Origin of the sequence: Pseudotabrizicola sp. (genome assembly GCF_030684215.1) — a bacterium.
Classification (GTDB): Bacteria; Pseudomonadota; Alphaproteobacteria; order Rhodobacterales; family Rhodobacteraceae; genus Pseudotabrizicola.
In genome coordinates this window covers 159211-180405 of the sequence record NZ_JAUXOV010000077.1, presented here as the reverse complement: position 1 = coordinate 180405, position 21195 = coordinate 159211, and the positions used below count along the sequence as shown (strand labels likewise).

The window sequence follows — 21195 nt, the reverse complement described above, 5'->3', positions numbered from 1 at the left end:
GCTTCGATAGCTAATACATTCCATTCAGGAGATATGAAATGGGCGCTGCGACCGTTGCCGTCACCGACGCCACCTTTGATGCCGAAGTCCGCCAGTCGGACATTCCGGTTGTGGTGGATTTCTGGGCCGAATGGTGCGGCCCTTGCCGCCAGATCGGCCCAGCTCTGGAGGAGTTGGCCACCGAATATGCGGGCAAGGTGAAGATCGTGAAGATCAACGTCGATGAAAATCCTGACAGCCCGGCACAACTGGGCGTGCGTGGGATTCCGGCGCTGTTCCTGTTCAAGGATGGCCAGGTCGTGTCGAACAAGGTTGGCGCCGCACCAAAGGCGGCACTTGCCACTTGGATTCAATCGGCCATCTGATCCTTGGTTTTACAGATTAAGGGGCGGTCCATCGGGCCGCCCTTTTGTTTTGACACCCAGTCGCCATATAAAAGGGCGCAGTGACGGAGGCGCGGCGATGGCAGAAGACAAATTTCCCGGCTGGCATGGGACAACAATTCTGGCGGTGCGCCGGGGGGGTGAGGTTGTGATGGCTGGTGACGGTCAGGTCAGTCTTGGGCAGACGGTGATCAAGGGCTCGGCGCGTAAGGTGCGGCGGCTGTCACCCGGCGGTCATGACGTGGTGTGCGGGTTTGCCGGATCAACTGCAGATGCCTTTACCCTGCTGGAACGGCTTGAGAAAAAGCTGGAGGCCGCGCCCGGCCACTTGGCCCGCGCCTGCGTTGATCTGGCGAAAGACTGGCGCATGGACAAATACCTGCGCAATCTGGAGGCCATGCTGATCGTGACTGACGGGCAGGGACTTTACGTCATCACCGGGGCGGGCGATGTGCTGGAGCCCGAACACGATGTTGCGGCGATTGGGTCGGGCGGGAATTTTGCGCTGGCAGCCGCGCGCGGACTTATGGAAACCGATCTGGACGCCGAAGAGGTCGCCCGCAAGGCCATGGCGATTGCCGCCAGCATTTGCGTTTACACCAATGGCAACCTGACGGTTGAACGGATCGCCGCCGCATGATCGACCCCCAAGATCTTCGCACCGCCGTTCAACGCGGGCTGATAACAGAATCGCAGGCCGCTGGTCTGACTGGCATAGCCGAGTCTCGCAGGCAGGCCGTTGCAGGGGTAGAGCCCGGCGAGGAACCCTTTGTGCTGTTCAAAGGCTTTAACGAAATCTTCATCGTCATTGGCCTGAGCATTCTGTTCATGGGCTGGGTCGGTGTTTCGGCAGTGCTTGGTGCTGAAGTCTTTAACCCCGGCGGGCTGGATACGGTTCTGGTGGCGCTGGTCACGCTGGGCGGCCTGGCGGTTGTGCAGGGGTATTGCACGCTGACGCGCCGGATGATTGCGCCCTCGATCGCGCTGGCCATCATGTCTGCACTGACCGCATGGGTGCTGGGGGCGGCCTTTGCTGATGTGATCGGGCTGCGGGGTCTGACGGCCTCGGCCCTGACATCGGCCGTGGTCGCGGCGCTGATGCTGCTGCATTACCAGCGCTTTCGGGTGCCGTTTGATGCCGCCATCATTGCGACAGCGGTGTTTTCCACCGTCTGGTCGCTTTTGGCTGGGGCGGGCGTCTTGCCAGACACCAGCGCCGGGTTCCTGCACCTGTCGGGAACCGGGTCGCTTTCCGTTTTGTCGCTGATCTTTGGGTTGCTGACCTTTGCGTTTGCCATGCGGTTTGACATGACAGACCCGTTACGCGTGTCTACCCGCAGCACAACCGGGTTCTGGCTGCACGTCACGGCCGCCCCCGCCATCGTTAACACAGTCGCGGTGTTTCTGTTGTCGGGCGGGCAGGGCGGCAAGCTGGTATTGATGGTTTTCCTGCTTGCGATTGCTTTGGTCGCGCTTGCCATCGACCGGCGGTCGTTTCTGGTGTCGGGCGCGGGCTATGCGGTCTGGCTGATATTCGAGCTGTTCGACGGGTCAGCCATGGTGATCCTGTTTCTTGGCTTTGGCCTTGTTTTCCTTGGGGCGCAATGGGAACGCTTGCGCTCTGCCCTGATGCGGGGCTTGCCTGACTTTCCCGGCAAAACCCGCCTTCCCCCCTATGGGAGCAATACATGACAGACCTGACCCCGCGCGAGATTGTCTCCGAGCTTGATCGCTTTATCATCGGCCAGAATGACGCAAAGCGCGCCGTTGCCGTGGCCTTGCGCAACCGCTGGCGGCGCAAGCTGCTGGCCGACGATCTGCGCGATGAGGTTTATCCGAAAAATATCCTGATGATCGGGCCGACCGGCGTGGGCAAGACCGAGATTTCGCGCCGTCTGGCCAAGCTGGCGAAAGCCCCGTTCCTGAAGGTTGAGGCGACCAAGTTCACCGAGGTGGGCTATGTGGGCCGCGACGTCGAAAGCATCATCCGCGATCTGGTTGATGCCGCCATGATCGACACCCGTGACCGCATGCGCGAGGATGTGAAGGCCCGCGCACAGGCCGCCGCCGAAGAGCGCGTGATAGAGGCTTTGGCAGGCAAGGATGCCCGCGACCAGACCCGCGAAATGTTCCGCGGCAAGCTGCGGCGCGGCGAGTTGGACTCGACCGTGATTGAGCTGGACATCGCCGACACCTCCAGCCCGATGCCGATGATGGGCGCGCCGGGGATGGAAATGCAGATGCAGGGGCTGCAAGACCTGTTCAAGGCGTTTGGCGGCCGAACTGTGCGCAAGAAAGTGACCGTCTCTGACAGCTATGAACTGCTGATCGGTCAAGAGGCCGACAAACTGCTGGATGATGAAGCGGTAAAGGCGGCGGCCATGTCGGCTGTGCAAGAAAACGGCATCGTATTTCTGGACGAAATCGACAAAATCTGCGCCCGCTCTGACGCGCGGGGCGGCGATATCAGCCGTGAAGGCGTGCAACGCGATTTGCTGCCGCTGATCGAAGGCACAACCGTTTCCACCAAGTACGGACCGGTAAAGACCGACCATATCCTGTTTATCGCCAGCGGGGCGTTCCACATTGCCAAGCCGTCCGACTTGCTGCCCGAATTACAGGGCCGCCTGCCGATCCGCGTCGAGTTGCGCCCGCTGACCGAGGGTGATTTCGTGCGTATCCTGACCGAGACCGAAAACGCGCTTACGCGTCAATACTCTGCCCTGATGGCCACTGAACAGGTGTCGGTGTCGTTTACGACCGACGGAATTGCGGCCTTGGCTCGCATCGCTGCCGAGGTGAACCAATCGGTTGAAAACATCGGGGCCAGACGGCTTTACACCATTCTGGAGCGGGTTTTCGAAGAGCTGAGTTTTACTGCGCCAGACCGTTCAGGCGACTCTGTCACCATTGATGCAGAGTTTGTCGAGGTAAATGTCGGCGCGCTTGCCCGGTCTGCCGATCTGTCACGATATGTGTTGTAGGGCGGGACCGAATAGTTTTGGCTCTGGCGTCATCTACCCCGGCGCAGATAGACATAATAAGCCCCCGTGCCACCATGGCGCACATGGGATTCAGTGACCTGAAGCACAAGAGGCCCAAGGGGCGGCAGGCGCAGCCATTGCGGCACATGATGGCGCAGAACGCCAATGCGCGATGGGATCGGGCCATGGTCGGGCTTTGCCTTGCCTTTGCCTGTGATCACCAAAACCAGCCGCAATCCCTGCCCATGCGCATTCAGGATAAACCGTGTGAGATCAGGGTGGGCCTCGGCCAAGGTCAGGCCATGCAAATCTATGCGCGCCTCTGGCACCAGCTTGCCGCGCGTCATCCGACCAAAGGCTTTCGCATCCATCTGCAACGCCGCACCTGTCAGACTTGCAGGAAGGCTGGGGGCCACGTGCTGACTCATGGCCGATTTCGCCCGTTCGCCAAGCCGAAATTTCGGCAGCGGTGTTGCCGCATCATGCTTTGAGGGAGGTGTGGTTTGCCTTTTAGGGGCCTCAGCGCTGCCGTGAAGAATCTTTGTGCCGTTGGAATGCATCGCACGGGCCGTGCGGGCCACCGCATGCCATAGGTCTACTTCATCCGGACGAAGGGTGCGACGCCGTGCCATCGATCATCCGTCGGACAAAAGCGCATAGGCGCGGTCGATGGGTAAAAGCTGGATCAATCGGCCACCGTCTTTGATCCGTCCGGCTTCCTCACCCGCGGCAAGGCCGGTTCCATAAAAGATATCCGCCCGCTGCGCGCCCTTGATCGCACCGCCGGTATCCTGGGCAATCATCAATCGCCGCAGGGGTTGGCGGCCCTCTTTCTCGATCCAGACGGGCGCGCCAAGAGGGACATGCGCAGGGTCAATCGCAACCGAACGCATACCCGTGATCGGTCGCCCCATTGCGCCAATCGGACCGCTTTCTGCGGGAAGATTATCAAGCTTTCGAAAAAACACGAAAGACGGATTTGTATTCAGCAGCGCCCTGCCGGGGCCGGGGTTGGACCGGACCCACGCTTTGATATCCTGCGCGGAAACATCGGCCATAGAAGCGCCCCGGCGGATAAGTTCCTGCCCGATAGAGCGGTATGGGTGGCCATTCTTGCCACCATAAGCCACTCGCATCACCCGGCCATCTGGCAGGCGAATGCGGCCAGAGCCTTGAACTTGAAGAAAATAAACCTCTACCGGGTCATCCAGCCAGACCAGCTCCAGCCCCCTCCCGCGCAACGCGCCAGACTCGATCATCTCACGCGAGTGATACTGCTGCCCTTCGGTCATTTCCGACGGCTTGCGGTAAAGTGGATAGGTAAAGCGTGGGGTGCGGGTCAGTGATCCACTAAGTTCCGGTTCATAATAGCCGGTGAACAAGGCAGGTGGCGATCCGACGATGACTGGGCGGAACAGAAGCTCAAAGAACTGACGCGCCTCAACCCGGCTGTCACCCGTAGCGCTGGCCAGCCTGCAAATCGGCGACCAAAGCGGGTCACGAAGAAGGCTGCAGGTGCTGCGGAAAACGACAAACGCTGCGCGATGATCATCCTGCGCCCAGCCGTCAAGATCTTCAAAATCAAGGACTTGTGCAGGGGCGGCGGGCGCGGACATCAGCGCCGCGCCAACCAACATAGCGTTAAGAGCATTCCCGACCCACCCCACGCGAAACCTTAGTCGCCCGTGGCGACAAGTTGCCAGTTTGGATCAGAGGCACCCATCACGCGCGCAAAGGTCCAGACGTCGCGCTGGCGCTTGATTTCTCTGGTGTTGCCTTCAACCACTTCGCCAGCCTTGTTTCGGATAACAGAGGTGAGTTCGCCAACATAGCGTACCGAAATTTCTGCGCGCTTGGTGTCACGGTTAAAGGTGGCATTGTGCAGCGCCAATTCGCGCAGACCGACAAAGGTTGCTTCGATTGTCAGCCCTTCGGCCTCACGCGCGTTGATGGCCTGAGCGAAGGCTGCTTCGATCTCGTCATCCAGAAATGGCCGGATCGGATCCAGCTCGCCACGCTCGAATGACATGAGGATCATCTCATAAGCGCCGCGCGCACCCTGAAGAAAGGTGTTCACCGAAAAGCTCGGCTCGGCCACTTTCATCGCTGCAAGCGCCTTGGCGGCATCAGATCCGTCAGCAACATGGTCAGTGATATCCTGATCAGGGCCGCCTTCGATCACCTCAAAGTCGCGCCTCACTTTCGGGCGCACGTCATCCAAAGGAACGGGCGGCTTTTCAAAACCGTCGCGCGTTCCCAGAACCGAACGCAGCTTCAGGATCAGGAAAACTGCGATCCCGGCGAGGACAAGAAGCTGGATCAGGGAAGAGTTCATTCATAACCTCGATCAGACGCCGCGATAGGCACGGCTTGTATTGGGGGTTGGTAACTTTGACCATCGGATCTTATGTAGGGCTGGCAACGGGCGGTGTCTACCGCCACTCCGCCCGCAATTATCGATGAAGGAGGCCAAGATGTGGCTTTTCGCACTGTTCTTGATTGTTCCGCTCGTCGAAATTGCTCTTTTCATCACAGTTGGGGGCTGGCTGACGTTGTGGCCCACGCTGGCACTGGTGATGCTGACCGGTATTGTCGGAACGATCCTGATGCGGTGGCAGGGGCTTAAGGTTCTGGCCGAATTACGCGGCGATATGGGCCAGCTGAAGAATCCGCTGTCACCGCTTGCCCATGGTGCACTGATTGTTCTGGCTGGGCTGCTGCTGCTGACGCCGGGGTTTTTCACCGACACGATCGGATTTCTTCTGATGGTGCCAAAGCTGCGCGAGGCGGTGATCGCCTTTGTCGGGTCACGGGTTCAGGTCCAGACCTTTGGCGCAGACACACGTGAGGGGCGCAACACAAGCGGTGGACCAACAGTGATTGACGGCGAGTATTTCGAGGTGGAAGAAAACCCGCCACCAAACCGCCCCTCTGGCTGGACCCGGCATTGAGAACGCTTCTGTGACCTGCTAGGAACGCACCCGAACAGTTTCTCAGGGAGACGAAACAGTATGGCCGAGGAAAATGGCGCTGATGCCCAGCCACAGGCCCAGCCGCAGATCAAGATGCAAGTGCTGGCCCAATTCATCCGTGACATGTCTTTTGAAAACGCTGTCGCTCAGAAGGGTTTGAACGGCGGAGAAGTGCAGCCTGACATTCAGGTTGCAGTCAGTCTGGATGCGCGCAAGCGCCCACAGGATCACCAGTACGAGGTGATTCAGAAGTTTCGGGTGACATCCAAGAACCGCGCCAACAATGAGACCCTGTTCTTGCTGGAGGTCGACTACGGCGGCGTTTTCCACATCGAGGGCGTCCCGGACGAGCAGATGCATCCGTTCCTGCTGATCGAATGCCCGCGCCTTTTGTTCCCGTTCATCCGCCGCATCGTCAGTGATGTAACCCGTGACGGTGGCTTCCCGCCACTGAACATCGACACGGTGGACTATCTGGCGCTGTATCGTCAGGAATTGGCCCGCCGCGCGCAAACGCCTGCGCAAGAAGGTCAGCCGAACTAGGGTTCAGACCTCTGAGCCGTTGGGCCGGCCCATTTGGGCCGGCCTTTTGCGTTTACTGGCGCTTTAGCCAGATTGCCGCATCGCCCAGTTTGGCCACAAAGCTGGCATGCGCAGCCGCCTCTTCCTCTGTCACCCGCGTGGGAAGGGCAGTCGGGCGCGGACGCGGACGCCAGTTGGCAACAGCATCAGACGCGTCGGCCTGTCTGGTCTTGTCTGACGCCGCAGACAAAACCAGATCCGGCTGTCGTCCGCCGATCAGTTCCAGATAAACCTCGGCCAGAATTTCAGAGTCGAGCAAAGCGCCGTGTTTTTCACGCGCCGAATTGTCCACACCAAAGCGTCGACACAGCGCGTCAAGCGAAGCAGGCGACCCGGGATACTTTTGGCGTGCGATTTGAAGCGTGTCTGTGGCCCGGCTGTTAGGCAGGGTCGGAAGGCCAGCGCGCTGCAATTCGAAATTCAGAAACTTCATATCAAAGGCCGCGTTATGGATGACCATCTGCGCATCGGCAACAAAATCGAGAAAGGCTTGCCCGACCGCAGTAAACAAAGGCTTATCCCTTAAGAAATCATCACCCAGACCGTGAACTTCGAACGCTTCTTTGGGCATGGAGCGTTCAGGGTTGATATATTGGTGATAGGTTTTGCCTGTCGGCAGGTGGTTGAACAGCTCTACCGCGCCGATTTCGACGATCCGGTGACCTTCGGACGGCTCAAAGCCGGTGGTTTCGGTATCAAGAACGATTTCACGCATAGCCACTCCGCAGATGGGCAATCAGCGCCTGAACATAGGAGCGCGTCTGGTCGATGGACAGGGTTTCGACAATATGTGTGGCGCGGGCGCGCTTTTCCGCATCGGGCATCTGGCGCGAGAGGATCAGCGCGAACTGTTCTGCTGTCATGCCGGGGCGCGACAGGACCCGCTGACGTTGAATCGCGGGCGGTGCCGTCACCAACAGGGTGGCATCCATTTCTGCCTCGGTGCCTTTTTCGAACAGCAACGGAATGTCGAACACAACAATGCCGTCTGCCTGTTGATCTGAAAACGCTGCGCGGTCTGCTGCCACAAACGGGTGCACCACAGCCTCTAGCCGGGGGAGGGCGGAGGGATCAGATTTGATCCACTCGCGTAAAATCGTGCGGTCAATGCTTCCATGGTCAAGCGCCACCGGGCACAGATCGGCGACCACACCAACGGCCAGCCCCCCCGGTGCGTAAAGGCGATGCACTGCGGCGTCGGCGTCCCATACCGGGATGTCCTCTGCGGCGAACAGGGCCGCCGTGGTGGATTTACCCATGCCGATAGAGCCGGTCAGGCCCAGCCGAAGAAACGTCATGCCAACAGCACAGCGCGGCGGGTTGCGTCGTCCACCTCGGGCCTGGTGCCGAACCAGCGCTCAAAGCCGGGGGCGGCCTGATGCAGCAACATGCCCAAACCATCAACCACGGTGCAGCCCATGGCCTGTGCCTCGATCAGAAACTGAGTCATCAGCGGAGTGTAGACCAGGTCAGTCACGACAGCATCTGACCGCAACCCGTCGAGCGGAACCCGGAAATCAGATTTGCCGGTCATGCCCAGCGAGGTTGTGTTTACAACCGTGGTCGCGCCATCGAGCATATTCGCGGCCTGCACCCATTCACTGACCACGAGTTTCGCACCGAAATCAGACCGAAGCGCCTCGGCCCGTCGGCGGGTGCGGTTGGCGATTCGAATTTCGGGAACGCCCACTTCTATCAGCGCGGCAACCACTGCACGCGCAGCGCCCCCGGCACCAAAGACCACGGCGGGACCGCTGGACGGAACCCAATGCGGCGCGTTCTGGCGCAGGTTGGCGATAAAGCCAGAGCCGTCGGTGTTGTCGGCCTGAATCCGGCCATCCTTTCGGAATATCAGGGTGTTGGCAGCCCCGATCAGCGCCGCGCGGTCAGTGATGACATCCGCAATCTGAAGAATGGCCTCCTTGTGCGGGATCGTAATGTTTACCCCGACAAAGCCCATCCGCGGCAAGGCCTGCAGCATATGGGCCAGATCGGCCGGTGCGATATCCAGCGGGATGTAATGGCCACGGATGCCGTAGCGCTTCAGCCAATATCCGTGCAGCGCCGGAGAACGGCTATGCGCGATCGGGTGACCGATAACGCCGGCAAGGGGGATACGCGGATGATCTGTCATGTCGGGATGATGCCTCTGTCCCCCAGATAGCCCAAAACCGGTAAAAGAGGAAGACCGAGCACGGTGAAGTAATCCCCATCGACCGCGGAAAACAGCCGGGAGCCTTGCTCCTCAAGCTTGTAAGCACCGACACTGTGGCGGATACTGTCCCAGTTGCGGGTGACGTAGTCATCAAGATACGCGTCCGACAGGGGGCGCATCGTAAGCCGGGCCTCACCCATGAACCGCCAGACTGGCTTGGCATCATGATAGATCACGGCCGCAGACCAGAGTTTGTGGGTCTGACCTCTGAGACGGCGCAGTTGGGCGCGGGCCTCATCCGGTGTTTCGGGCTTTGCGAGTACGTCTCCCTGAATGTCGAGGACTTGATCGCAGCCCAGCACCATGGCTTCTGGGCTACGCTCGGCAATCTTGCGGGCCTTCATTTCAGCAAGCGTGTCAGCGATATCGCGCGGACGGGCATGTTCGGCTTGCAGCGCCCGGCGGATGGTGTCCTCATCAACACGTGCAGCATGTGCGGTGAACGGTACGCCTGCCGCGGTCAGCATTTGCTGTCTGATCTGAGAGGTGGAGGCAAGGATCAGCTTCATTTTGGGTGGGACAGCTCTGTGGATATGCTTGCTTTGTTCTTGCTGTGCCAAATGTGCGCATCTTCTTGGCAAAGGTGAAGGGTGATGATGGGGACTGTTTTGTCAAGCTGCCCACGGAAGATATCCCGCTGTGCATAGCGACGCCTTGGCCTTCTGAACAGTTGGTATTTTTGGTGGATCAGCGAAAACCTGTATAGTTCTGCTGGGAGTCTTAAGATATTAAACTACTGATATTTATATACTTATGACAAATTATCCACAGAGTTACCGAGTTTTCCATAGGCTTATACAAGATGCCCGCGCTGTGGACAGACCAAGGGAAAAGATCGACAATTCTGTTTTCCACAGGCCCTACAACTACATTCCTTTCCTATATTTCTTTTAATAAAGAAGAAGAGAACGAAGAGGATGCGATGACTGATTTTCTGGCTGACTGGTATCTTTGGACGAAGTCTCTGCATGTGGTGTCAGTCATCGCGTGGATGGCAGGCTTGTTCTATTTGCCGCGACTATTTGTGTATCACGTAGAAGTTGTTGAGGCGGCTACCAAAACGGATCAGTTGTTTCAGACAATGGAGCGACGCTTGCTGCGGGCCATCATGAACCCTGCGATGATTTCTACCTGGGTGTTTGGGTTGTTGTTGGTTGCAACGCCCGGTGTGGTGGATTGGTCGATGGTCTGGCCTTGGGTGAAGGCTGGGTCCGTTCTGATGATGACCTGGTTTCACATGTGGCTGGCCGGGCGGCGCAAGGATTTTTCCCTTGGATTGAACGTGCTGAGCGGGCGGCGATATCGGATGATGAACGAAGTTCCGACTGTCTTGCTGCTTTTGATCGTGTTCTCGGTGATTGTGAAATTCTGATTTGTTGACTTTTTCTGCGTCTGGCCTTAACCGACGCGTAACGGGACCGTCCGGTCTTTGTTTTTCCCCCTGACACTGTGGCGCTGCTTGTTGATCAGACAGGTAGCCAAAGGACTATTCCATGACCGTAGAACGTTTGAACCTTGCCGATCTGAAGGCCAAGACCCCAGCCGATTTGCTGGCGATGGCTGAAGAATGGGAAATTGAGAACGCGCCCAGCATGCGTAAGGGCGAGATGATGTTCCAGATTTTGAAGGAACATGCGGAGGAAGGGTTTGAGATCGGGGGAGACGGTGTTCTTGAGGTGCTGCAGGACGGGTTTGGCTTCCTTCGCAGCCCGTCAGCCAACTACTTGTCTGGACCGGATGATATTTATGTTAGCCCGGATATGATCCGGCAGTTCAGCCTTCGGACTGGTGATTCCATAGAAGGGGTCATTCAGGCGCCGCGTGAAAACGAGAAGTATTTCAGCCTGATCAAGGCGACAAAGATCAACTTTGATGATCCGGAGCGTGCAAAGCACAAGGTTCATTTCGACAACCTAACGCCGTTGTACCCGGATGAGCGGTTGAAGATGGAGGTTGACGATCCGACGGTGAAGGATCGGTCAGCGCGGATCATTGACCTGGTCTGTCCAATCGGCAAGGGACAGCGGGCTTTGATCGTTGCGCCGCCGCGGACGGGTAAAACCGTTCTGTTGCAGAACATCGCTCATTCGGTGGCGACAAATCATCCGGAATGCTACCTGATCGTTCTTTTGATCGATGAACGCCCCGAGGAAGTCACCGACATGCAGCGCAGTGTGCGGGGCGAAGTTGTTTCGTCAACCTTTGATGAGCCGGCAACCCGCCACGTCGCCGTGGCGGAGATGGTGATTGAGAAGGCAAAGCGCCTTGTGGAACACAAGCGCGATGTGGTGATTCTTCTTGATTCGATTACACGTTTGGGCCGCGCCTTTAACACGGTTGTTCCGTCATCGGGCAAAGTGTTGACGGGCGGCGTGGACGCAAACGCCTTGCAACGGCCAAAGCGGTTCTTTGGAGCGGCGCGGAACATCGAGGAAGGCGGGTCGCTGACCATCATCGCCACGGCGTTGATCGATACAGGCAGCCGGATGGATGAAGTGATCTTTGAGGAATTCAAAGGAACAGGTAACAGTGAGATCGTGCTTGATCGTAAGGTTGCTGACAAGCGTGTGTTCCCGGCGATTGATATTCTGAAATCCGGGACGCGGAAGGAGGATCTTTTGATCGAGAAGATCGATCTTCAGAAGACCTACGTTCTGCGTCGGATTCTAAACCCGATGGGCACCACAGATGCAATCGAGTTCTTGATTTCGAAGCTTAAGCAGACCAAGTCGAACGCTGAGTTCTTCGAATCAATGAACACCTAAGCTCTTAACCCTAGAGAGTTTATCATGACGGATACGATCTTTGCGCTGGCCACGGCACGCGGCAAGGCAGGCATTGCTGTTGTGCGTGTTTCCGGGCCGTTGGCATTGGACTCCGCTGCGTCCTTCGGTGTGGTTGGACTAACGCCAAGACGTGCAACTTTGCGTGATCTGGTTGTTGGCGGCGAGTTGTTGGATACTGCGCTTGTCCTGTTTTTCGAAGCGGGCGCCAGTTTCACTGGTGAGACCAGCGTTGAGTTTCAGATACACGGCAGTGAAGCGGTTGTCGCAGCGGTCTTAGCTTCCTTGGGGGGGCTTTCCGGCCTGCGGATGGCCGAGGCGGGCGAATTCACTCGAAGGGCGCTTGAAAACGGGATGCTGGACCTGACGCAGGTTGAGGCGCTTGCGGATCTGATAGATGCAGAGACCGAGGCCCAGCGGAGGCAAGCGCAGCGCGTTTTATCGGGTGCGATCGGGGCGCGGGCGGCAGAGTGGCGGAAGGAATTGATCCGTGCGGCAGCCTTGATAGAGGCCACGATTGACTTTGCGGATGAGGATATTCCGGTCAACGTTATCCCAGAGGTCAGTGAGATTGTAGACCGGCTATGTTCTGCCTTTTTGGCAGAAGTCGCTGGCAGCCATGCGTCAGAGCGGATTCGTGCGGGCTTTGAGGTTGCGATTATTGGCGCCCCTAATGTTGGAAAATCTAGTCTTTTGAATGTGTTAGTGGGTCGCCAAGCCGCAATCACATCGGCTGTCGCCGGGACGACGCGTGATATCATCGAGGTTCGGATGGATATCGGGGGATTGCCCGTTACTTTGCTTGATACGGCTGGACTGCGCGATGCGACAGACGAGATTGAAAGGATTGGCGTCGAGATTGCGAAAGAGCGTGCGCAGCTTGCAGATCTACGGATTGCTTTGCTTGAGCCCGGAGACAGCGCAGAGTCAGGCGGTGGTGCTGATATTATTGTATGGGGGAAGGCCGATATTGTTCCTGGACCAAATTCGATATCAAGTCATACCGGTTTTGGTCTGGATCGACTTTTGGAAGATATTCGTGCAAAGCTCGAGGGCAAGGTTTCGGGCTCGGGGCTTCTGATCCGAGACAGACAGCGAACAGCGTTGTTGGCCGCTAGCGAATCCATGGTATCTGCCCAGCGTTGTCTATATACTGAAGATCCGTCTTTGGAGCTGGTAGCGGCTGATATTCGATCTGCCTGCCATGCGTTGGATTTGCTTGTCGGTAAAATTGGGGTCGAGATGCTGTTAGATGAGATATTCAGCAGTTTCTGTATTGGGAAATAGGATTGTTTCACGTGAAACATTTTGATGTCATAGTGATAGGTGGAGGCCATGCTGGCACAGAGGCAGCCTCTGCCGCGTCCCGTGCGGGGGCAAGTGTCGCGCTGATTACCCAAAGCCTGAAGTCAATTGGAGCAATGTCATGCAATCCTGCGATTGGGGGTCTTGGAAAGGGTCACCTTGTCCGGGAGATTGATGCTTTGGATGGCCTGATGGGCCGTGCGGCAGATGCTGCAGGGATTCAATTCAGGCTGCTGAACAGGCGAAAGGGCCCCGCCGTCCAAGGCCCCAGAGCCCAAACGGACAGGTCATTGTATCGCGCGTTTGTGCAAGCAGAGCTTGTCAAGTTGCAGAACTTAACTCTGATTGAAGGCGAGGTCGTAGATCTGCTTCTTCGAAACTCTCGCGTTGACGGCGTTGTTATGGCCGACGGACAGGAGGTCAGTGCTCATGCTGTCGTGTTGACTGCTGGCACATTTTTAAACGGTGTGATCCACATTGGGGATAAACAGCATCAAGGCGGTCGGATGGGCGACGCGGCATCAACGCGGCTTGGTCAGCGTTTGAATGATTTGGGATTGAATCGCGGTCGGCTTAAGACGGGCACACCCCCTCGGCTTGATGGTCGGACAGTTGATTGGTCAAGCCTTGAGAAGCAAGGTGGCGATGATGTTCCAACAATGTTCTCATTTTTGAACGCTCGACCATTTGTCCGTCAGGTATCCTGTGGGGTCACGCGCACAAATGAGCTTACCCACGACATAATACGACGCAACCTTTCGAAATCAGCGCTGTATAGCGGCAATATCGAGGGCGTTGGCCCCAGATACTGCCCATCAATTGAGGATAAGATTACACGCTTTTCTGATAAGGACAGCCATCAGATTTTCTTGGAGCCAGAGGGGCTGGATGACCATACCGTTTACCCAAACGGTATATCTTCATCGCTTCCAATCGAAGTGCAGAAGGCATATGTTGCCTCCATAGAGGGTCTAGAGAACGCAACAATTCTTCAGCCTGCTTACGCGATTGAATATGACTATTTCGATCCTCGTTCGCTGTCTGCATCACTTGAGCTTGATCGCCTTCAAGGGTTGTTCTTTGCGGGTCAGATCAATGGTACAACGGGGTATGAAGAAGCCGCTGCCCAGGGCCTCGTCGCAGGCTTGAATGCGGCGCGCCTCTCGCTTGGAGCGTCATTGGTGGCCTTCTCAAGGTCCGACAGTTACATTGGCGTGCTTGTTGATGACCTTCGGTCGAGGGGTGTCTCAGAGCCCTACAGGATGTTTACGTCTCGTGCTGAATACCGTCTGTCTTTGCGTGCAGATAACGCCGATCAGAGATTGACAGAGATGGGATGTCATATCGGCATTATATCGCAGACAAGAAGTGTAGCATTCCATAGTAAACTTGAAGAGTTGGAGCGCGCAAAGTCTTACTTGTCACAGGTGGTTTTTACCCCGCGAGATTTAGTTGAGCATGGCATCCATGTCAGCTTGGACGGTTCACGTAGAAATGGGCTCGAAGTGTTGGGCGCATATCCGATGACACTTGATGCCCAAGAGCAGTTGCTTCCAGGGTTGAAGGCTGTCGAGGCGCCAATCCGCGAACAAGTTTTGCGCGACGCGCAGTACGGTCGTTATCTTGACCGCCAGCACGACCAAATCACTCAATTGAAGCTGCAAGAGCAAACTCTGATCCCGGCATCAATTTCTTTCATTGATATGCCGGGACTGTCGGGTGAGTTAAGACTAAAGCTATCAAGCCGCAGGCCGGCGTCGCTTGCTGACGCCGCTCAAATCGAAGGAATCACGCCCGCTGCCATGGCGTTGATTTTGGCGAATATTCGGAAGGCGGATCTAACGCGAAAGGCCGTCTGATGTCCGGCGCGACGGAAAAGGATCTGAACGCAATTGTTTCACGTGAAACACTGGGTCGTTTGTTGTTGCTTGAGGCTTTGGTGAAAAAGTGGAATCCTGTTATTAATCTGGTTTCCGCCGGTACGATTCCCCATATTCAGCAGCGCCACATCCTTGATTCAATTCAGATATTCAGACTTTCAGGGCCAAACCAAGGTGTTTGGTGTGATTTGGGGAGTGGCGGCGGCTTTCCGGGACTGGTGGTGGCCCTGTTGGCGCAAGAAGATGGGGATAGATTTCACGTCCAGCTTGTTGAGTCTGACGGGCGTAAATGCACGTTTCTTCGCGAGGCTGCACGGCAACTTGGATTGAATGTCACTGTATTCAATTCAAGAATAGAAGATCTGCCAGCCATATCTGCCAGCGTCCTTTCTGCGAGAGCGCTCACCTCGCTTCCAAACCTCTGCAAGTTTGCAAGCCTTCATCTTGACTCCAGCGGCGTTGCGCTTTTTCCAAAGGGAGCCAGATATCATGACGAAGTTATCAGCGCGCGCCAGCATTGGCGCTTTGATTTAACCGTACATCCCAGCAAAACAGATTCAGCGGCGGCTGTCCTGGAAATGAGGAATATTCGTCATGCCTGAACCAGAGCGTCGGGGCTCTCCCCACATTATTGCTGTGGCGAATCAAAAGGGTGGCGTTGGAAAGACCACAACAACGATCAATCTGGCTGCAGGCTTGGCTGAATTTGGCTACCGCGTCCTTGTGATCGACATGGACCCGCAGGGAAACGCTTCGACCGGCCTAGGAGTCCCTCCAGAGGCACGATCGAAAACCAGTTATGAATTGCTCTTAGAGCAGGCCTTGTTGATTGATCTGATCCAGAAAACGACGGTCCCTGGAATATCCCTGTGTCCGGCAAATGCGGACCTTGCTTCTGCTGATATTGATCTCGTGGCCAGCGAAAAGCGGTCCTTTCTGATGTCTGATGCAATGCATGAAGCAAGCTTTCTGGCGGCGGAATTTGACTTTGTGCTGGTGGATTGTCCACCATCATTGTCGCTGCTGACCGTCAACGCTCTTGTAGCCGCCGAATCAGTTCTCATTCCGTTGCAGAGCGAGTTTTTTGCACTTGAGGGTTTGTCGCAGCTCATGCTGACGATCCGAGATATTCGTAAATCCGCTAATCCACGCTTAAGAATTGAGGGTGTTTTGGTAACGATGACTGACAGCAGAAACCGGCTGTCTCAACAGGTAGAGGCAGATGCGCGCGCCAATCTTGGTGACATGGTTTTCTCAACGACAATTCCACGCAACGTTAGGGTTTCTGAGGCGCCTTCGTTTGCATTGCCTGTCTTGCAATATGATCCGACGTCAAAGGGCGCTGAAGCTTACCGGCGCTTGTCGCTTGAAGTTATTGCACGCAGATCAAATGGTCGAGTGGCCAGTAAGGAAAAGGTATAAATGGAAAAGAAACAGGAAAGAAAAGGGCTGGGTCGCGGTCTATCCGCGCTGATGGCGGACGTTAACCTTGTTAGGGGTGATATTGAACCTCAAGACGGCCCCCGCAGTCAGCCAGAGTCCTTTCTACCGATTGAGCAGGTTTTTCCAAACCCCAATCAGCCAAGGCGTGATTTTGATCCTGCTCTTCTTGAGGAGCTTGCAGCATCTATTCGGGCCAAGGGTATTATCCAGCCGCTGGTCGTTAGACTGAACGAGAAAGATGGAAATTATCAGATTGTAGCGGGTGAGCGGAGATGGCGCGCCGCTCAGATGGCTCGGTTGCACCGGGTTCCAGTCGTCATCCGTGATTTTTCTGATGACGAAGTTCTTGAAATTGCTATCATTGAGAACATTCAGAGAGCGGATCTTAATGCGGTGGAAGAGGCTTTGGGCTTCAGGCAGCTGATGGACAACTTTGGGCATACGCAAGAGAAGCTTGCCGAAGCGTTGTCCAAAAGTCGGTCTCACGTCGCCAACACCATGCGCCTTTTGAGCCTGCCTGACGGTGTTCTTACCATGATACGATCTGGTAAACTGACCGCTGGCCACGCGCGGGCGATGATTGGCTCTCCCGATCCTCTGGCTTTGGCTCAGAAGGTGGTCGGAGCTGGTCTTTCTGTTCGCGAGACAGAGAAACTTGCAAAAAGCGTAACGACGAGCCCATCGAAGGGAGCAAAGAGGTCTGACAGATCGGAAAAAGATGCGGATACTCGTGCGATCGAATCGGACTTGGCAGCAAACTTAGGTATGTCCGTCAGCATCGATCATGATGCCTCGGGCGAGGGGGGTAGCCTGCGCCTGCGATATAAAACCCTGGAACAACTGGACATGCTTTGTCAGGTTTTATCCGTTGTGCCGCGCGACTTCACCCCATAGGAAGTCGCGCCTACTCCTGTAGCAATCTGTTCAGCACCCAATTGAGCACAAGTCGCCCTTTTAGCGTTGTCCGCAGGCGGCCATCAGAAATGTCGACGACACCTTGCGTGCGCAGTCGCTCAATTCTCTCCAAAGGAAGGGGTGCGCCCGCAATGCTTTGATATTCCTTAAGGCATACGCCTGACACCAGCCGCAGGCCCATAAGAACAAACTCTGTCGCCTGTGCGTCGCGCGATAAGTCCTCACGATCATGCTTCCCATCAGAGGTTGGGTGACTTGCTGCGAGCCAGAGATTTGGCGCAGACGGTTGGACAGTAGAAACCCGCCGTCCCTCTGCATCTGTTAGCCTCCCATGCGCCCCCGGTCCTATGCCGATATAGTCTCCGCAGCGCCAATATATCATGTTGTGGCGCGACTCTCCGCCAAGGGGAGCATGATTTGAAATCTCGTACTGTGGTCTTCCGTGTGCGATACAGACGTCTTGGGTCAGCTCATACATGTCAGCGGCAGCATCTTCTTCCGGCAGGCCCCGCAACAGTCCGAGAGCGTGGCGGGCGCCAAAGACGGTTCCGGGCTCAATTGTAAGCTGATAAAGTGAGAGATGGTCACCCGCGAGCTTCAGCGCTTCTGAAAGCTCTGCTTCCCACGCCACGAGGCTTTGATCTTGTCTTGCGTAGATCAGATCAAAGCTTGTTCTGTCAAAAACCTTTTGCGAAATATCAATTGCGGCCCGCGCTTCTTGCGCATCATGCATTCGACCAAGTCGTCGAAGGTCAGCATTGTTTAGGGCTTGAACTCCAACAGAGACGCGGTTGACGCCAGCGGCCCGAAAATCTTTGAAGCCACCAATCTCCACAGACGTTGGATTGGCCTCCAGCGTAATCTCTATGTCATTTGCCGGGGTCCAAAGTTGTGTTGCCTCGTCAATGATCGCCGCCACAGTGCGCGCGCGCATCAGAGAAGGAGTGCCGCCACCAAAAAAGATACTCTGTAGGACTCGGCCTGGAGTTTCCTCGGCGAACCGGCGTAACTGTGCAAGATACGCGACTCTCCATTCATCGTGGTCAATTTGCGATGAAACGTGACTGTTGAAGTCGCAGTAGGGACATTTTGATTGGCAAAAGGGCCAGTGAACATAAAGGCCAAAGCCGGCGGTCTGCCATCTGTGCACCGATCATACTCCCAAATCACCATATTCTGCTGCCGTTGATCCCACAGTTTGTTTCACGTGAAACAATGCGCAATCAGCTTTCGAAAGGCCTCTGCCCTATGGCTGACTTTTCCCTTTTGGTCACCTGACATTTCGGCAAACGTGGTTCCAAACCCCACGGGTTGAAACATCGGGTCGTAGCCGTGGCCTTGCTCTCCGCGCATCGGCCAGACCAAAGTTCCTGAAACGGTGCCCTCAAAAACAAAGTCGCGACCATCCGGCCAAGCGAGGACCAACGTACAGCAAAACTGGGCGTGACGGGGAAGTGGCGCGCCAATCGCGTCGCACGCATTCCAGGTTCGGGTCATTGCCAAGGAAAAGTCGCGACCTTTTTCAGTCTCCGCCCAATCTGCTGTATAAACCCCAGGCGCCCCCTCCAGAGCATCAACACAGATACCCGAGTCATCCGCCAGCGCGGGCAGCCCAGTTGCCTTTGACGCCGCATGCGCTTTGATGCGCGCATTTCCAACAAAGGTGCTCTCAGTTTCTTCTGGCTCTGGCAGGCCAAAATCAGCCGCTGAGATTGCCTCAACTCCGTAGGGCTGCAGGAGGGAGAGCATTTCCTGAAGCTTACCCTTGTTGTGCGTCGCGATCACCAATTTTGGCCCGATAATATTCGCCATTCTCACGATCCCAGTGCCTGACTTTGTGCAGAAACCAATAGGCGTGAACCTGCTTCTGCCAAATCCAGAAGCTGCCCCATCTCATCGCGAGAGAACGAGGCACCTTCCGCAGACATCTGCACTTCGATCAATCGACCCCGTCCCGTCATCACAAAGTTGCCATCGGTTCCCGCCGCAGAATCTTCAGGGTAATCCAGATCAAGCAGGGGCTGCCCGGCATAAATCCCGCACGAGATGGCAGCAACATGATCGATAATCGGATCACTAGTAATTGTGCCAGCGGTCAAAAGCCGGTTTACAGCCAAGCGCAGGGCGACCCAGCCGCCAGTGATAGAGGCGCAACGTGTCCCTCCGTCGGCTTGAAGTACGTCACAATCGACAACAATCTGCCGCTCGCCCAGCGCGCTGCGATCCACGCCAGCGCGCAGAGATCTTCCGATAAGCCTTTGAATTTCTTGTGTTCTTCCACTTTGCTTCCCAGCAGCCGCCTCTCGGCGCATCCGGCTGTTTGTGGCGCGCGGCAACATTCCGTACTCGGCGGTAACCCAGCCCAGCCCGGTGTTCTTCAGAAACGGTGGCGCCTTGTCTTCGATTGTTGCAGAGCACAATACATGGGTGTCGCCCATTTTAATCAGGCACGATCCTTCCGCGTGTCGCATTACACCGGTTTCAATTGAAATCGACCGCATTTGGTCCAGTTGCCGTCCAGAGGGGCGCATCTTTGTTCCTTTCCATGAATAGGAGCCAGATATGCGTCCCGATGGGTCTGATGCAACCCCGATTGACCATTGCGCTGATCGGAATACTCTGGCGATCCAAAGGGAGTCTCAAATGAGCGACGGCGCAAATTTACTCGCAGAGATGAATGACCGCTCTCGGGAAGTGTTCCGGCGTGTGGTTGAGGGGTATCTGACCTCGGGCGAGCCGATGGGCTCCCGCAGTCTGTCGCGCACCATGACAGAAAAGGTGTCTGCCGCCACGATCCGCAACGTAATGCAGGATCTGGAGTTTCTCGGCCTGCTCGACAGCCCCCATGTTTCTGCGGGGCGCATCCCAACACAGCGTGGCTTGCGGATGTTTGTTGACGGCCTGCTCGAAGTCGGAACTGTCGCAAAAGAAGACCAGGAGCGGATCGACGCAACCCTTGGCGATTCAGATCGCGATGTGGCCACCTTGCTGGATCAGGTTGGCTCCACCCTGTCAGGCATTACACGCGGTGCCAGCCTTGTTCTTTCGCCAAAGCATGAAGCCCCAATCAAACATATCGAGTTTGTCAGCCTGTCTCCTGATCGCGCGCTTGTGGTTCTGGTTTTTGCCGATGGGCATGTCGAGAACCGCCTGTTCACGCCGCCCGCCGGTCAGACTCCGTCCTCTATGCGAGAGGCCGCAAACTTTCTGAATGCTCTTGCCGGGGGACGCACGCTGTCTGACCTGCGTCGGACAATGACCCAGGATATCGCCAGGCATCGGCAGGAAATTGACGTGCTTGCTCGCGAACTGGTCGAGAGCGGGCTTGCGATCTGGGAAAATGGCGGTGAACAGGGAGAGAGGTTGATCGTCCGGGGCCGTGCCAATCTGCTGGAAGGCGCGACCGAAGGGCAAGAGATTGACCGCATCCGCAGCCTCTTTGACGATCTGGAACGCAAGCGTGACATCTCAGACTTCCTTGAATTGACCGAGGCGGGCGACGGTGTGCGCATTTTTATCGGTTCAGAGAACAAGCTTTTCTCACTTTCGGGTTCCTCTCTGGTGGTCTCTCCCTATATGAACGCTGATCGTAAGATCATCGGTGCCGTTGGCGTCATTGGTCCGACGCGTCTCAACTACGGACGTATCGTTCCAATCGTCGATTACACGGCGCAGCTTCTCGGGCGCCTGGTGTCCGATCGCGGCAAGGGATGATCGCCCGAACGTAAGAGCA

24 protein-coding genes are annotated in these 21195 nt (G+C 56.4%); 14 read left to right on the top strand and 10 right to left on the bottom strand.

Annotated elements, in window-relative coordinates:
• Positions 1-38: 38 nt before the first annotated feature.
• The 4 genes from trxA to hslU all read left to right on the top strand — a co-directional run bounded on the left by trxA (position 39) and on the right by hslU (position 3367).
• Positions 39-365: a thioredoxin gene (gene trxA, locus Q8K08_RS21170; RefSeq protein ID WP_304799372.1), complete on the top strand. Its 327-nt coding sequence runs from the start codon at positions 39-41 to the stop codon at positions 363-365.
• 97 nt (positions 366-462) lie between these two features.
• Entirely contained in the window at positions 463-1023 is a 561-nt protein-coding gene (hslV, locus tag Q8K08_RS21165; protein ID WP_304799370.1) for an ATP-dependent protease subunit HslV, read from the top strand.
• Positions 1020-2075 carry a hypothetical protein gene (locus Q8K08_RS21160; protein ID WP_305251624.1) on the top strand — a complete coding sequence of 352 codons (1056 nt, stop codon included), beginning with the start codon at positions 1020-1022 and terminating at the stop codon, positions 2073-2075. Before hslV ends, Q8K08_RS21160 begins: the two co-directional genes overlap by 4 nt.
• Positions 2072-3367 carry an ATP-dependent protease ATPase subunit HslU gene (gene hslU / locus Q8K08_RS21155; RefSeq protein WP_304799366.1) on the top strand — a complete coding sequence of 432 codons (1296 nt, stop codon included), beginning with the start codon at positions 2072-2074 and terminating at the stop codon, positions 3365-3367. The genes Q8K08_RS21160 and hslU overlap by 4 nt, the downstream gene beginning before the upstream one ends.
• A gap of 29 nt (positions 3368-3396) precedes the next feature.
• On the opposite strand, the gene Q8K08_RS21150 is transcribed toward hslU, so the two are convergent.
• The 3 genes from Q8K08_RS21150 to Q8K08_RS21140 are packed head-to-tail and all read right to left on the bottom strand — an operon-like array spanning position 3397 to position 5702.
• Positions 3397-3999: a Smr/MutS family protein gene (locus tag Q8K08_RS21150; RefSeq protein WP_304799364.1), complete on the bottom strand. Its 603-nt coding sequence runs from the start codon at positions 3997-3999 to the stop codon at positions 3397-3399.
• A gap of 3 nt (positions 4000-4002) precedes the next feature.
• On the bottom strand, positions 4003-4983 hold the full coding sequence (locus tag Q8K08_RS21145; protein WP_305251623.1) for a murein transglycosylase A: 981 nt from the start codon (positions 4981-4983) through the stop codon (positions 4003-4005).
• 59 nt (positions 4984-5042) lie between these two features.
• Positions 5043-5702, bottom strand: coding sequence for a Tim44/TimA family putative adaptor protein (locus tag Q8K08_RS21140; RefSeq protein WP_304799360.1), 660 nt, complete (start codon positions 5700-5702; stop codon positions 5043-5045).
• Between the two features lie 139 nt (positions 5703-5841).
• On the opposite strand from Q8K08_RS21140, the gene Q8K08_RS21135 reads away from it, so the two are divergent.
• Together Q8K08_RS21135 and secB are read left to right on the top strand one after the other, a co-directional pair.
• Positions 5842-6318: an FxsA family protein gene (locus tag Q8K08_RS21135; protein ID WP_304799358.1), complete on the top strand. Its 477-nt coding sequence runs from the start codon at positions 5842-5844 to the stop codon at positions 6316-6318.
• A gap of 60 nt (positions 6319-6378) precedes the next feature.
• Positions 6379-6882 carry a protein-export chaperone SecB gene (secB, locus tag Q8K08_RS21130; protein WP_305251622.1) on the top strand — a complete coding sequence of 168 codons (504 nt, stop codon included), beginning with the start codon at positions 6379-6381 and terminating at the stop codon, positions 6880-6882.
• Positions 6883-6934: 52 nt separating this feature from the next.
• Here the strand turns inward: secB and dnaQ are convergent, their stop codons facing one another.
• From dnaQ to Q8K08_RS21110, 4 genes are read right to left on the bottom strand one after another with little or no spacing between them, the layout of a single operon-like run.
• Complete coding sequence (gene dnaQ, locus Q8K08_RS21125) at positions 6935-7636, bottom strand: DNA polymerase III subunit epsilon (protein WP_305251621.1); 702 nt, start codon at positions 7634-7636, stop codon at positions 6935-6937.
• Positions 7629-8219 carry a dephospho-CoA kinase gene (gene coaE / locus Q8K08_RS21120; protein ID WP_304801083.1) on the bottom strand — a complete coding sequence of 197 codons (591 nt, stop codon included), beginning with the start codon at positions 8217-8219 and terminating at the stop codon, positions 7629-7631. Before coaE ends, dnaQ begins: the two co-directional genes overlap by 8 nt.
• A complete protein-coding gene (locus tag Q8K08_RS21115; RefSeq protein WP_305251620.1) occupies positions 8216-9055 on the bottom strand; it encodes a shikimate dehydrogenase in 840 nt (279 codons plus the stop codon). The genes coaE and Q8K08_RS21115 overlap by 4 nt, the downstream gene beginning before the upstream one ends.
• A complete protein-coding gene (locus tag Q8K08_RS21110; RefSeq protein WP_304801078.1) occupies positions 9052-9645 on the bottom strand; it encodes a nucleoside triphosphate pyrophosphatase in 594 nt (197 codons plus the stop codon). The genes Q8K08_RS21115 and Q8K08_RS21110 overlap by 4 nt, the downstream gene beginning before the upstream one ends.
• A 413-nt stretch (positions 9646-10058) precedes the next feature.
• On the opposite strand from Q8K08_RS21110, the gene Q8K08_RS21105 reads away from it, so the two are divergent.
• The 7 genes from Q8K08_RS21105 to Q8K08_RS21075 all read left to right on the top strand — a co-directional run bounded on the left by Q8K08_RS21105 (position 10059) and on the right by Q8K08_RS21075 (position 17441).
• Positions 10059-10508 (top strand): CopD family protein, encoded by a 450-nt coding sequence (locus Q8K08_RS21105; RefSeq protein ID WP_304801075.1) that lies wholly within the window; start codon positions 10059-10061, stop codon positions 10506-10508.
• 121 nt (positions 10509-10629) lie between these two features.
• Positions 10630-11901, top strand: a complete 1272-nt coding sequence (gene rho / locus Q8K08_RS21100; RefSeq protein WP_304801073.1) for a transcription termination factor Rho — start codon at positions 10630-10632, stop codon at positions 11899-11901.
• Positions 11902-11925: 24 nt separating this feature from the next.
• Positions 11926-13206 (top strand): tRNA uridine-5-carboxymethylaminomethyl(34) synthesis GTPase MnmE, encoded by a 1281-nt coding sequence (mnmE, locus tag Q8K08_RS21095; RefSeq protein ID WP_304801070.1) that lies wholly within the window; start codon positions 11926-11928, stop codon positions 13204-13206.
• Positions 13207-13208: 2 nt separating this feature from the next.
• Complete coding sequence (gene mnmG / locus Q8K08_RS21090; protein WP_305251619.1) at positions 13209-15083, top strand: tRNA uridine-5-carboxymethylaminomethyl(34) synthesis enzyme MnmG; 1875 nt, start codon at positions 13209-13211, stop codon at positions 15081-15083.
• Entirely contained in the window at positions 15083-15706 is a 624-nt protein-coding gene (rsmG, locus tag Q8K08_RS21085) for a 16S rRNA (guanine(527)-N(7))-methyltransferase RsmG (RefSeq protein WP_304801065.1), read from the top strand. Before mnmG ends, rsmG begins: the two co-directional genes overlap by 1 nt.
• Positions 15699-16526: a ParA family protein gene (locus Q8K08_RS21080; RefSeq protein WP_304801063.1), complete on the top strand. Its 828-nt coding sequence runs from the start codon at positions 15699-15701 to the stop codon at positions 16524-16526. The genes rsmG and Q8K08_RS21080 overlap by 8 nt, the downstream gene beginning before the upstream one ends.
• On the top strand, positions 16527-17441 hold the full coding sequence (locus Q8K08_RS21075; protein ID WP_305251618.1) for a ParB/RepB/Spo0J family partition protein: 915 nt from the start codon (positions 16527-16529) through the stop codon (positions 17439-17441).
• Between the two features lie 10 nt (positions 17442-17451).
• Here Q8K08_RS21075 and hemW read toward each other — a convergent pair whose 3' ends face one another.
• Genes hemW through rph form a run of 3 tightly spaced genes read right to left on the bottom strand, consistent with a single transcriptional unit; the run spans position 17452 to position 19993 of the window.
• The gene (gene hemW / locus Q8K08_RS21070; protein WP_305251617.1) at positions 17452-18612 is read right to left on the bottom strand and encodes a radical SAM family heme chaperone HemW; all 1161 of its coding nucleotides are present in this window, start codon (positions 18610-18612) and stop codon (positions 17452-17454) included.
• Positions 18613-18665: 53 nt separating this feature from the next.
• Complete coding sequence (gene rdgB, locus Q8K08_RS21065) at positions 18666-19274, bottom strand: RdgB/HAM1 family non-canonical purine NTP pyrophosphatase (protein ID WP_304802374.1); 609 nt, start codon at positions 19272-19274, stop codon at positions 18666-18668.
• Between the two features lie 2 nt (positions 19275-19276).
• Positions 19277-19993 carry a ribonuclease PH gene (rph, locus tag Q8K08_RS21060; protein ID WP_304802376.1) on the bottom strand — a complete coding sequence of 239 codons (717 nt, stop codon included), beginning with the start codon at positions 19991-19993 and terminating at the stop codon, positions 19277-19279.
• A 112-nt stretch (positions 19994-20105) separates the two neighbouring features.
• Between rph and hrcA the strand changes: the two genes are divergently transcribed.
• Entirely contained in the window at positions 20106-21176 is a 1071-nt protein-coding gene (gene hrcA / locus Q8K08_RS21055; RefSeq protein ID WP_304802378.1) for a heat-inducible transcriptional repressor HrcA, read from the top strand.
• Positions 21177-21195: the final 19 nt, after the last annotated feature.

Bases quoted from the DNA above. Each gene is read 5' to 3' on its own strand.
- trxA (WP_304799372.1), top strand. From the start codon at position 39: ATGGGCGCTGCGACCGTTGCCGTCACCGACGCCACCTTTGATGCCGAA.
- hslV (WP_304799370.1), top strand. From the start codon at position 463: ATGGCAGAAGACAAATTTCCCGGCTGGCATGGGACAACAATTCTGGCG.
- Q8K08_RS21160 (WP_305251624.1), top strand. From the start codon at position 1,020: ATGATCGACCCCCAAGATCTTCGCACCGCCGTTCAACGCGGGCTGATA.
- hslU (WP_304799366.1), top strand. From the start codon at position 2,072: ATGACAGACCTGACCCCGCGCGAGATTGTCTCCGAGCTTGATCGCTTT.
- Q8K08_RS21150 (WP_304799364.1), bottom strand. From the start codon at position 3,999: ATGGCACGGCGTCGCACCCTTCGTCCGGATGAAGTAGACCTATGGCAT.
- Q8K08_RS21145 (WP_305251623.1), bottom strand. From the start codon at position 4,983: ATGTCCGCGCCCGCCGCCCCTGCACAAGTCCTTGATTTTGAAGATCTT.
- Q8K08_RS21140 (WP_304799360.1), bottom strand. From the start codon at position 5,702: ATGAACTCTTCCCTGATCCAGCTTCTTGTCCTCGCCGGGATCGCAGTT.
- Q8K08_RS21135 (WP_304799358.1), top strand. From the start codon at position 5,842: ATGTGGCTTTTCGCACTGTTCTTGATTGTTCCGCTCGTCGAAATTGCT.
- secB (WP_305251622.1), top strand. From the start codon at position 6,379: ATGGCCGAGGAAAATGGCGCTGATGCCCAGCCACAGGCCCAGCCGCAG.
- dnaQ (WP_305251621.1), bottom strand. From the start codon at position 7,636: ATGCGTGAAATCGTTCTTGATACCGAAACCACCGGCTTTGAGCCGTCC.
- coaE (WP_304801083.1), bottom strand. From the start codon at position 8,219: ATGACGTTTCTTCGGCTGGGCCTGACCGGCTCTATCGGCATGGGTAAA.
- Q8K08_RS21115 (WP_305251620.1), bottom strand. From the start codon at position 9,055: ATGACAGATCATCCGCGTATCCCCCTTGCCGGCGTTATCGGTCACCCG.
- Q8K08_RS21110 (WP_304801078.1), bottom strand. From the start codon at position 9,645: ATGAAGCTGATCCTTGCCTCCACCTCTCAGATCAGACAGCAAATGCTG.
- Q8K08_RS21105 (WP_304801075.1), top strand. From the start codon at position 10,059: ATGACTGATTTTCTGGCTGACTGGTATCTTTGGACGAAGTCTCTGCAT.
- rho (WP_304801073.1), top strand. From the start codon at position 10,630: ATGACCGTAGAACGTTTGAACCTTGCCGATCTGAAGGCCAAGACCCCA.
- mnmE (WP_304801070.1), top strand. From the start codon at position 11,926: ATGACGGATACGATCTTTGCGCTGGCCACGGCACGCGGCAAGGCAGGC.
- rsmG (WP_304801065.1), top strand. From the start codon at position 15,083: ATGTCCGGCGCGACGGAAAAGGATCTGAACGCAATTGTTTCACGTGAA.
- Q8K08_RS21080 (WP_304801063.1), top strand. From the start codon at position 15,699: ATGCCTGAACCAGAGCGTCGGGGCTCTCCCCACATTATTGCTGTGGCG.
- Q8K08_RS21075 (WP_305251618.1), top strand. From the start codon at position 16,527: ATGGAAAAGAAACAGGAAAGAAAAGGGCTGGGTCGCGGTCTATCCGCG.
- rdgB (WP_304802374.1), bottom strand. From the start codon at position 19,274: ATGGCGAATATTATCGGGCCAAAATTGGTGATCGCGACGCACAACAAG.
- rph (WP_304802376.1), bottom strand. From the start codon at position 19,993: ATGCGCCCCTCTGGACGGCAACTGGACCAAATGCGGTCGATTTCAATT.
- hrcA (WP_304802378.1), top strand. From the start codon at position 20,106: ATGAGCGACGGCGCAAATTTACTCGCAGAGATGAATGACCGCTCTCGG.